This window comes from Isoptericola variabilis (assembly GCF_050311655.1).
GTDB classification, from domain to species: domain Bacteria; phylum Actinomycetota; class Actinomycetes; order Actinomycetales; family Cellulomonadaceae; genus Isoptericola; species Isoptericola variabilis.
This window is the reverse complement of sequence record NZ_JBNOZM010000020.1, coordinates 1-339: the sequence shown is the minus strand read 5'-3', so window position 1 is coordinate 339 and position 339 is coordinate 1. Positions and strand designations below refer to the sequence as shown.

The 339-nt window shown below is 71.4% G+C and carries 1 pseudogene; it reads right to left on the bottom strand.

Annotated elements, in window-relative coordinates:
- Nucleotides 1-219: 219 nt before the first annotated feature.
- Nucleotides 220-339: pseudogene (locus ACQP60_RS20895) on the bottom strand (dTDP-glucose 4,6-dehydratase); the annotation flags it as partial.

Genomic DNA, 339 nt, shown 5'->3' with positions numbered 1-339 from the left:
GCACCCGCGCGGAGAAGCTCACCAAGTCCGGGTACGGCACCTACCTGCTCGGCCTGCTCGACCAGTAGCTCAGGCCAACGCGTCAGTCTCCGCCGCCGGCCTGCTGCGCGGCAGGACTACCTCGCGTCACTGCGCGCCTGACGCGCACCAACCGCACGCACGAAGGGCTCCGAGACCGCCTCGCGCGGTCCGGGAGCCCTTCGACGTCTCGTGCCCTGCCTACTGGCCGGTGCGGGCGTACTTCGCCTCCACGGCGGCCTTCGCCGGGCGCCACCAGTCCTCGTTCTCCCGATACCACTCGACCGTCGCGGCCAACCCCGACCGGAAGTCCGTGAACGC